Raw genomic sequence first — 9,041 nt, forward strand, 5'->3', positions numbered from 1 at the left:
GGTGCTGTAAGATAATGCGGAAGAACATAGAAATCAATCAAATCAAGCCCTGCATCATCTTCTTGTGAGTAGTCCTCCGGCTTTTCATCCATTTGCTCGATATATTGGATGCTTGGAGCGCATATAATCGCACCTGCCGATTCACCAATCATCAGTTTTCCCTTTGCCAATTCTTTCTTCAACAGCTCATCCGTTCCCGTTTTACGGAGCTGGTCTATAAGGAAAAAAGAATTTCCGCCGGTAAAATATATCACATCCGCATCTCCAAAAACAGACTGTACCGTTGAATAAGCCTCCGTTGAAATATCAATTTCAGTTACGATTGCTCCCAACTTTTTGAATAATTTTCGAGCCGAGCCGACATAACCGGTGTAGCCTTCACGCAGCGAAGCTGTTGGAATAAATGCGACTTTTTTATTTTCAATTTCTTCCTTTATCAGACTTCCTACACTTGAAAAGTGCGAACATAAAAACAGTTTCATCAATATTCTCCTTTATATATAAATTTCGATTTGTCAGTCTCATTCTATCACACACTCGGTACATTTCCCGGCTCGCGTATCACAGCGGCGGTGCGGCAGATCACGAGTTATAGCTCGGCAATCTGCTCTACTGCATACAGCGGCAAATTCACAAGCCGGTCTTCTTTTTTGAAATCCGCCATTGAAGTACGGACGGCGATTTCGGGTGTGAACTTCTCCTGATAGGTTTTCAGGCTTTTTGCCCGGAGGTTGGTTTCAGCCTTCACCTCTACCGGAATCACCTGCTCGCCTGCATCCACGATGAAGTCAATTTCGCAGGAACCTCTGTCATTGGTGTAGTAGTAAACGCCCAGATCCTCAATGGTTTTCAGCTGCTGGCAAACATACTGCTCCGTAAGGGCACCTTTGAATTCAATAAAGAGGTCGTTTCCGTCCAGTAAGGTGCGCTGACGAAGGCCTGCCATACACCCAAGCAGTCCCACATCCACAAGGAACAGCTTGAATGCCTTTAAGTCTTCATAGGCCTTCAGGGGAATTCCGCCAGCGTTTACACGGCTGATCTTATGAACCAGTCCGCAATCGGAAAGCCACAGAATCGCCGTTTCATAATCCTTGGCCCGCGCGCCCTCTCGAACGAGGCCATAGACGAACTTCTTGTTTTCTCTTGCCAACTGCGAGGGGATGCTGTTCCAAAGCATGCGGATCTTAGGGACGATCTCATTCGGTGCGTGTTTGGAAAAGTCCTGCTCATAAGCGGCAAGGATTCTCTTTTGTATCTCGCGGACCTCATTAAAATCCTTATTCTCCGCAAAGCTCTGCACCGCTTCCGGCATACCGCCTACAAAATAATACTGCTTGAGCGCATCAATGTAGGTCTGCTTAAAGCTCGTGATCATCGGATAATCCTGCTTGTTGAGCAGCTCTGCAAAACGCTCCTTACCGGTGGCCATCAAAAACTCCTTGAAAGAGAGCGGGTATAGCTTCAAAAAATCCACTTTGCCCACCGGGAATGAAGTGCCTTCATGCAGGGCAATGCCCAGCAGAGAGCCTGCGCATACAATGTGGTACTCCGGCGCATTTTCGTAAAAGTACTTGAGAGAGCTGAGCGCTCTTGGCACTTCCTGTACCTCATCAAAAATCAGGAGGGTGTGGTCGGGATCAATTTTTCGGCCGGAATACAATTCCAACCCCATGATCAAACGCTCTGTGTCCAGATCAGAGGCAAACAGTTCAGCCATTCTGGAATTGGAATCGAAGTTGATATATACGGTATCGGTATAATAGAGCTTTCCGAATTCCTTCATCAGCCAGGTTTTCCCGACTTGCCGTGCTCCCTCGATAATCAGCGGCTTCCGCCGCTTGCTTTCTTTCCATTTCAGTAGCTTTTCCATTGCGATTCGATACATACTTGCACCCCCTATCTCATACTGCAAATATAGTATACCACCGAATCGCAAAAAATGCAATGAATTTTGGGATTTGATCTACATTTTTTACAGCGAACTTTTGATGCGCATACACACTTTTCACGACGAACTCAGAAAATGCGTTCATGATATTGTAGTAGTCAAGAAAAGTAGACACGAAAAATATTTATTTTTGATTTGCTTTTTCAAAAGTAGACATGAGGAACATTTTTGCGGAAGTTGTTTTTTCAAAAGTGGACACGATGATTCCACGCCTTGTAAGGGCCTTGTTTGCAAGGGATAGTAGTTTTGGATAGAGTAGAGAGTTTAACGATTTCTTTTTCCGGTATTCTCTGTCCCTCGGATTTCCTCATGATAGAAATAATCCACGATTACCGGATGTCCCTGCGGGACTCTGCCATAAGGCATTTCATTATCCACAAAGGGACAATCATACTTCTTAGCCATTTCCTCAGCTTTTACTTCAAGTGCTTCAAAATAACTGCGGTTATGCTTGTTATAGATCTCATCGTAAAGCGGTACAAGATCAAGATATTTTCCGGCGATATAATCCATGATCGTCTTTTTGAAGCCGCCTCGAAGATTGAGGTTTTCGAGCCAGAACAGATCACACTGATCCTTTACCCGCTCAAAGATGGATTCAAAATCCGTGATGCCGGGGAATACCGGAGATACGAAACAGACTGTACGGATACCTGCATCATATACTTGCTTCATAGCAGCGATGCGCCGCTCAATGCTCGAAGCAGAGTCCATATCGTTCTTGAAATTTTCATCCAGTGTGTTGATCGACCATGAAACGGTCACTCGTCCAAGGTTCTTCAGCAGATCAATATCCCGTACCACAAGATCAGACTTTGTGCAGATCAAAATATCTGCGTCACTGCCGATTAACTGCTCCAGAAGTTTTCTGGTATTCCCGAATTGCTCCTCCTGTGGATTGTAGCCATCCGTCACAGAACCGATGACCACACGCTGTCCGGCATATTTCTTCGGATTTTTAATTTCCGGCCAATGCTTCACATCAAGGAAAGTGCCCCATTCCTCCGTGTGTCCGGTAAAGCGCTTCATAAAAGAAGCATAGCAATACTTGCAGGCATGTGTACAGCCCACATAGGGATTGACCGAGTACCCGCCTACCGACAGACTGGACTTGGTCATGATGTTCTTTGTTTCCACCTCACGAATGAGGATTCCATCGATTACTTCTGCCATGATCTCTGCACCTCCAACACTTTGTTGAATTCCTCCGGCATTTCCTGAATCATATTTTCATCCCCCATGATAGGGACAAGGTCTTCCTTCATAAACACCGGAATGCCGAGTGCGTGTGCCTGATCCGTCAGAGACCATGCCCATTCCGGCTCCGTATGAATCTTCCTGCTCTGAGTTCCTGTCATGGTGCCGACAACGATCCAATTGATTCCGGAAAGGTCAACTGTGCCGGGATCGTCGAATAACGGCTCAAAGGTAACATGGTAATGTTTTGCTCTGACGTTTTTCCGAAGGGCGTCGATACGCCACAGTTCGGCTTTCCTCGTCACCGTAACGCCAAACCATGCGTTTTCCAGATCGGTATCAAAATCCAGCAGATCGGGGCGCTTGGTAAGAAACAAGAACTGATGCTGTGGATTTTCACGGATCTTTGCAAATACCTCGTCTCTCCATTCCGGCTTCCATCCGGAGAGATCGCTCATGCCGGTAAGAAGAAAGTTTTGCGGACGTTTCTTTTCCATCATCTTGAGCTTACCCGGAAAGAATTCAGGGTCAGTGAAGTCATCAATCATATGCCAGCGCTTCACATTGTTGCGGGCATAGCAATATGCACACCCCACTGTGCAGCCGATGACGAGATTCATGTTCTGAATCTGATCTTTGATACAAATACTCATGACTTCTGCCACTCCTCAAGATTCTTTCTGATGCGGTCGAGGCATTCCTCAAACCGGGTAATTTCTTCCTCTGAAAAACCCTTGTAGTAAATGCTGCCCATCTCATCAGATACAGAATCGTACTCGCCCTTTAAGGCATGTGCTTTCTCAGTCAGAAACAGGAGTGTTTTCCTTTTGTCCGTTTCAGACTGAACACGGCTTATCAGTCCTTGATTTTCCATTCTTTCCAGCATCGTCGTAAGAAAGGGTGAAGACAGAAAAAGAGCCGCATGACGGTGAGGTTTGAATCCCATGCCGATAAAACAGAGTAATTAAACTCTGTCTCATGCGGCATTAGGATGACTTCACCTATCAGGCGGCTCCACAGCTCAGCTATGACATATATTTTATTTTAGAACAGAGGCTTGTCCTCTGGTTCTTACTTGGTACGCGGTCGCAATCTTCTCATATTCAGCACATCAAAGACTGTGATCCGCCCGCATTTCTTGCACTTGGATTCTACATGACCTCTCGTGTCCTCGTAGACAGCAATGGCAATAGAAGATGCGTTAAAAATTAATTATCTAAAAATGCTTTGTAGATTTGCAGACCTTCCTTCTGTAGCAGATAAGGTTTATTACAGAAGCCACGAAAACGGCGTACTTTCTTACCATGGAAATGACCTCGAGGATGCGTTTAGAGGTTTGACGGATTTCATAACAAATTTTACCGGTAAATATCTTTACGACTGGCTTTCGTCAATTAACACTAAAAGTGCAACGCCTGACTTAGCTCTGAGCCCTAATGATCTGTACATAAACTTCAATTATCTTGATACATTGCAGACTTTATATCATATTCCAGATAGCAACATTTTCCACATTCATGGCTCTTTGAAAAAACTAAAGGGTCTAAAGAGTGCTATTGCAGATGGCAAAAAAATTTGTCTGGAAATGTTCGCTCCGGAAGTCGGAAAAGAGGAAGCATTAAATATCTGGAGAGTTAGCGTCGGCCCATCATTTCAAAATATGTATATTAGGCAGGAACTACAATTCGGAGCAGTAATTAATGAAAAAAAAGAGATGAATAAGATAAACAAATGGTATAATTCTGATGAAGCATACGCTGACTATGTTGAACCTTCAATAAGAGTTATCGAAGATTTTATAGAAAAAAGCACAAAGAAACTAAGCAAGAACTATAAAAAACTAACACAGTTTGCTTGGACTCACAGCGATATAGATACTATAGTGATTATGGGTCACACTCTTATGGGTACAGATTTTCCGTATTATGAAGAAATACTGGTTCCGTTCCTAAAAGACAGATTATGGGTTTTTAAATCGCATAACGGTGATACAAGCGAAATTATGAAATTTGTAGAAAAAACAAATTTAAAAAACTATCGTATAGAAATATGGTAGTTATCTGAACTACAAAATAGATAAAGCGAAAGGTGAAACGCGGATAGGCTCGTTCTTTCCTGCGAAAAAGAGAATTCAACTTCTATTTCTTAAACATAAAGATATTCTATCGACCTTTCTTGAAAAGGGAGCCATTTCAACGGAACAATACAAAAAGAAGCTCTACGATCTGACCGGTCATATTCCTGTGCGAGTGACCTGTCAGGAGCATAATTTGCAAATTGGAGAGCGTAAGACGTAATTGAGAATTACGATGACATTATAGACCTTCCGCATCATGTTTCTGCCACCAGACCGCAGATGCCCATGATAGAACGTGCCGCACAGTTTTCACCATTCGCAGCTCTTACCGGTTACGACGCAGCCATTAAGGAAACCGGGCGTCTGACCGATGAAAAGATCGAGCTTGACGAGGAAGCACTGACTGCATTGGACATGAAGTATCAGCTTCTCATGGACGCCCTTGATGATGCGCCGGAGGTCACCATTACCTTCTTCCAACCTGATGAGCGGAAGGCTGGCGGAAAATATGTATCAGCAGTCGGCGCAGTCAAAAAGATCGATGATTTTGAGCGGCGGATCACCATGCAGGACGGCGCAAAGATTCCAATGGATGCCGTTCTAAGCATTGACGGAGAGCTGTTCTCATCACTGGAATAATGTCGATTGCCGTGCGACCAAATGAATTGAATAGTGAGATAAAAAGACTGCAAGGCGGCAATGCCAAGCAGTCTTTTTTATGTGGAAACGATAGTTGCAGACGTATCAAACCAAAACGAGAACAAGAAAAATCCTGTTTAATCCCGGACAAATCCCAATAAACTGTCCGTTGTTATATGAAGGGGTATTTTACGAGGAATCTCTGCGAGGGAATACGATTTAAGAGAATAGCAAGCACAGCCGGTGTATATACACACAGCGATTTCCGATTAAGGAAACCCTCCCCTTAATCGAAGAAATGCTTGTTGGGAAATCTCCCAAACCCTCTTCCTTTACGAAAGGACGGAACGCCTATGGCAAACAGAACGCGACCAAATCAGATACTCTTCTTCGTCTCCGACGATGAGAAAAGAATCATCAAGGCAAAGATGGCGCAACTCGGAACAAGGAACATGGGAGCATATCTCCGGAAGATGGCGATTGACGGTTATATCATCAAGGTGGACTATACGCAGCAGAAGAAACTTGCCGCCGCAGTCAGCCGTGTTGCCTCAAACATCAATCAGATTTGCCGCCGCATCAACTCCACCGGACACTTCTATGCGGACGATATTACAGAGCTGAAAGAAAGGCAGGGTGAGATATCTTGATTGGTGTCCAGTTTCTTTTTATAAAATCCTTGCAATCTGCGCTGGCCGACGGCCACAGATGCGCTGCTCAGCGGCCGGATTGCGCTCCCAGCGTAAGCGCACAATAACCCCCGCATGGCATCTCACCCAACGATGTGAGATAATATCCCAAAACTTGAAAAACGCACGGTGAGTTTTTCGAGAAGGAGGGAGAGATGCTATCAAATGGCAGATGTATTGGCAGTGCGGGACGACTATCGGGCGCAGACATGGAGAATGCTTATTCAGGAATGCAGCAACAGTGGACTGACAAAACGGGAATTTTGCCGACGGCGTGGGATCTCCGAGAAAAGCTTTTACTACTGGCTCCGGAAACTCCGCAGTCAGATGGCAGAAGCTGCCGGTCGGTGTGGATATTGAGACTGTCGCTGCACTGCTTCAGTCCATTCAATCGCTATGATAGATCTGACAAAAGTCCGGAATTTCTATATTGCCTGCGGCTATACAGATCTCCGTCTTGGGATCGACGGCCTTGCCGCAGTTGTGAAGCAGCAGTATGGCAGTCATTTTGACGAAGAAAGTCTGTTCCTGTTCTGCGGCAGACGAACGGACCGGATCAAGGCTCTGTACTGGTGCGGCGACGGATATATCCTGCTATATAAACGGTTATCCAACGGGAGATTTCAATGGCCCAGGTCAGAAGCAGAACTGCGGTTACTGGATCCCCAGAGCTTCCGCTGGCTCATGGAAGGGCTTCGGATCGAGCAGAAAACGGCTATCCGCAAAGGAAAACCGAGGGATCTATTCTGACAAAAATGTTCCGAAAATTGCATATATTTCTGTACTTTAACCTGCCTTTGTGGTATAATAAAGGCAGGTTAAAGCCGTTTTGGGAGGAGAATTCATGGCCGCAGCAGACAGGAAAATCACATATACTGCCGCGGAAGTCGCGGAGCTCATCCGCCCGCTGATCCAGTCTGTAGAAGCACTGCAGCGGGAAAACGCAGAGCTGAAGCGGAAGCTGGAGCACATGAATGAGATCCTTGCCAATGCGCAGAGAGCCCGCTTCGGCCAGTCCAGTGAGAAGAGGAGCTATGTTCTGAGCGAAGATCAAATGAGCCTGTTCAATGAGGCAGAGATCTGTCAGGACAGCAAGGCGGAGGAACCTACGGAGGAAACCCTTACCGTAAAAGCGCATGCCCGGAAGAAGAAAAGAACCATTGACGAGCTGGCAAAGAATCTTCCTGTAGAAGAAATTGTAATTGACCTTCCGGAATCCAGGCGTACCTGTGACAAGTGCGGCGGCACTTTTAAGCTCATTGGTAAGAAGCTCGTCCGCAGGGAACTCATCATTATCCCGCAGTCTGAGAAGATTCTGGAATACTACAGCTGCACCTATGCCTGCGACAAGTGTGAGAAGGATACCGGCTTCGCCCATATCATTACCACCAGAACGCCGCCTCCTCTTATGAAGCACTCTCTGGCATCTCCCTCTACTGTGGCAGATGTTATGACGAAGAAGTATGTGGACGGAGTTCCTCTGGCCCGGCAGGAGAAGATCTGGGCGAGACAGGGAGTGGAGCTGAGCCGGGCCACCATGGCCAACTGGGTGATCCAGTGTGCCCAGAGCTGGCTGAAGCCGCTGTACAAGCATATGAAGCGGCAGCTTCTGGAACAATCCGTGATCCACGCGGATGAAACAGTGGTGCAGGTGCTGAAAGAGGACAACAAGCCTGCCGCCTCAGAATCCAGAATGTGGCTCTATGCCAGCGGAGAATACAGCGAACGGCATATTCGCATCTTTGAGTACCAGCCTGACCGGAGCGGCAAACGCCCGGAGAGCTTTCTGAAAGGCTTTGGCGGATGCCTGATAACGGATGGCTACGCAGGATACAATCAGGTGCAGAAGGTGACCCGCTGCGGCTGCTGGGCCCATGCCAGGCGAAAATGGCGGGAGGCCATGCCAGACGGTGCAACTGTGAAAACCAGCAAAGCCGCCGTAGGATTTCGGTATTGCACGAAGCTGTTCTCTCTGGAGAAGAAATACATATATGCCGATGTCAAGGCTCGGAAAGAGTACCGCCAGAATGAGGTTTTGCCCCTTCTGGAGGAGTATTTTGCATGGCTGAAATCGATCCACCCGGAAAAAGGCAGCAAGCTGGAGGATGCGGTACGGTATTCCCTGAACCGGAAACAGCAGCTTATGGCATTTCTGGACTATGGAGATGTCCCTATCTCCAATAATCTGGCTGGGAACGCGATCCGGCCCTTTGTGGTGGGAAGAAAGAATTGGCTGTTCTGCGACAGTATCAAGGGAGCAGAATCCAGTGCTATTGTGTATTCGCTGTTGGAAACAGCCAAGGCCAACGGCATTGAGCCTTATGGGTATCTATTGCTGGTGCTGAGTATGCTGCCCTATCTGGGCAAATCTCCGACCCATGAGGAGCTGGAAAAGCTGATGCCCTGGCACCCGGCAGTCCAGCACCGGGAACATATACGGAAATGAACAAAGTTACGGCAGAGTCCCGTTCGCGGGACTCTGCCGTAA

Annotated in this window: 11 protein-coding genes; 6 read left to right on the top strand and 5 right to left on the bottom strand. The window is 46.6% G+C overall.

Features of this window, described 5'->3' with window-relative positions:
• From LKD37_RS15980 to LKD37_RS16000, 5 genes are all read right to left on the bottom strand, one after another.
• Window positions 1-482 (bottom strand): Type 1 glutamine amidotransferase-like domain-containing protein (locus LKD37_RS15980; RefSeq protein ID WP_302930086.1); only part of this gene is annotated, 482 nt, incomplete at its 3' end.
• Between the two features lie 107 nt (window positions 483-589).
• Entirely contained in the window at window positions 590-1,888 is a 1,299-nt protein-coding gene (locus tag LKD37_RS15985) for an ATP-binding protein (protein WP_302930087.1), read from the bottom strand.
• 327 nt (window positions 1,889-2,215) lie between these two features.
• Entirely contained in the window at window positions 2,216-3,124 is a 909-nt protein-coding gene (locus tag LKD37_RS15990) for a radical SAM mobile pair protein B (protein WP_302930088.1), read from the bottom strand.
• Entirely contained in the window at window positions 3,112-3,801 is a 690-nt protein-coding gene (locus LKD37_RS15995) for a radical SAM mobile pair protein A (protein ID WP_302930089.1), read from the bottom strand. The genes LKD37_RS15990 and LKD37_RS15995 overlap by 13 nt, the downstream gene beginning before the upstream one ends.
• The gene (locus LKD37_RS16000; protein WP_441448538.1) at window positions 3,798-4,094 is read right to left on the bottom strand and encodes a MarR family winged helix-turn-helix transcriptional regulator; all 297 of its coding nucleotides are present in this window, start codon (window positions 4,092-4,094) and stop codon (window positions 3,798-3,800) included. The genes LKD37_RS15995 and LKD37_RS16000 overlap by 4 nt, the downstream gene beginning before the upstream one ends.
• A gap of 237 nt (window positions 4,095-4,331) precedes the next feature.
• Between LKD37_RS16000 and LKD37_RS16005 the strand changes: the two genes are divergently transcribed.
• From LKD37_RS16005 to tnpC, 6 genes are all read left to right on the top strand, one after another.
• A complete protein-coding gene (locus LKD37_RS16005; RefSeq protein WP_302930090.1) occupies window positions 4,332-5,204 on the top strand; it encodes an AbiH family protein in 873 nt (290 codons plus the stop codon).
• Between the two features lie 300 nt (window positions 5,205-5,504).
• On the top strand, window positions 5,505-5,864 hold the full coding sequence (locus LKD37_RS16010; RefSeq protein WP_349048653.1) for a YolD-like family protein: 360 nt from the start codon (window positions 5,505-5,507) through the stop codon (window positions 5,862-5,864).
• A gap of 353 nt (window positions 5,865-6,217) precedes the next feature.
• Window positions 6,218-6,514: a plasmid mobilization protein gene (locus LKD37_RS16015; RefSeq protein ID WP_302930092.1), complete on the top strand. Its 297-nt coding sequence runs from the start codon at window positions 6,218-6,220 to the stop codon at window positions 6,512-6,514.
• Between the two features lie 204 nt (window positions 6,515-6,718).
• A complete protein-coding gene (gene tnpA, locus LKD37_RS17840; protein WP_412433665.1) occupies window positions 6,719-6,913 on the top strand; it encodes an IS66 family insertion sequence element accessory protein TnpA in 195 nt (64 codons plus the stop codon).
• Between the two features lie 36 nt (window positions 6,914-6,949).
• A complete protein-coding gene (gene tnpB, locus LKD37_RS16020; RefSeq protein ID WP_302930093.1) occupies window positions 6,950-7,303 on the top strand; it encodes an IS66 family insertion sequence element accessory protein TnpB in 354 nt (117 codons plus the stop codon).
• A 94-nt stretch (window positions 7,304-7,397) separates the two neighbouring features.
• Window positions 7,398-8,999, top strand: coding sequence for an IS66 family transposase (tnpC, locus tag LKD37_RS16025; protein ID WP_302930094.1), 1,602 nt, complete (start codon window positions 7,398-7,400; stop codon window positions 8,997-8,999).
• The last annotated feature ends 42 nt before the right edge of the window (window positions 9,000-9,041 follow it).

It is taken from the genome of Brotocaccenecus cirricatena, from assembly GCF_020687045.1.
Lineage (GTDB): Bacteria > Bacillota > Clostridia > Oscillospirales > Oscillospiraceae > Vescimonas > Vescimonas cirricatena.

Bases quoted from the DNA above. Each gene is read 5' to 3' on its own strand.
- LKD37_RS15985 (WP_302930087.1), bottom strand. From the start codon at position 1,888: ATGTATCGAATCGCAATGGAAAAGCTACTGAAATGGAAAGAAAGCAAG.
- LKD37_RS15990 (WP_302930088.1), bottom strand. From the start codon at position 3,124: ATGGCAGAAGTAATCGATGGAATCCTCATTCGTGAGGTGGAAACAAAG.
- LKD37_RS15995 (WP_302930089.1), bottom strand. From the start codon at position 3,801: ATGAGTATTTGTATCAAAGATCAGATTCAGAACATGAATCTCGTCATC.
- LKD37_RS16000 (WP_441448538.1), bottom strand. From the start codon at position 4,094: ATGGGATTCAAACCTCACCGTCATGCGGCTCTTTTTCTGTCTTCACCC.
- LKD37_RS16005 (WP_302930090.1), top strand. From the start codon at position 4,332: ATGGCAATAGAAGATGCGTTAAAAATTAATTATCTAAAAATGCTTTGT.
- LKD37_RS16010 (WP_349048653.1), top strand. From the start codon at position 5,505: ATGCCCATGATAGAACGTGCCGCACAGTTTTCACCATTCGCAGCTCTT.
- LKD37_RS16015 (WP_302930092.1), top strand. From the start codon at position 6,218: ATGGCAAACAGAACGCGACCAAATCAGATACTCTTCTTCGTCTCCGAC.
- tnpA (WP_412433665.1), top strand. From the start codon at position 6,719: ATGGCAGATGTATTGGCAGTGCGGGACGACTATCGGGCGCAGACATGG.
- tnpB (WP_302930093.1), top strand. From the start codon at position 6,950: ATGATAGATCTGACAAAAGTCCGGAATTTCTATATTGCCTGCGGCTAT.
- tnpC (WP_302930094.1), top strand. From the start codon at position 7,398: ATGGCCGCAGCAGACAGGAAAATCACATATACTGCCGCGGAAGTCGCG.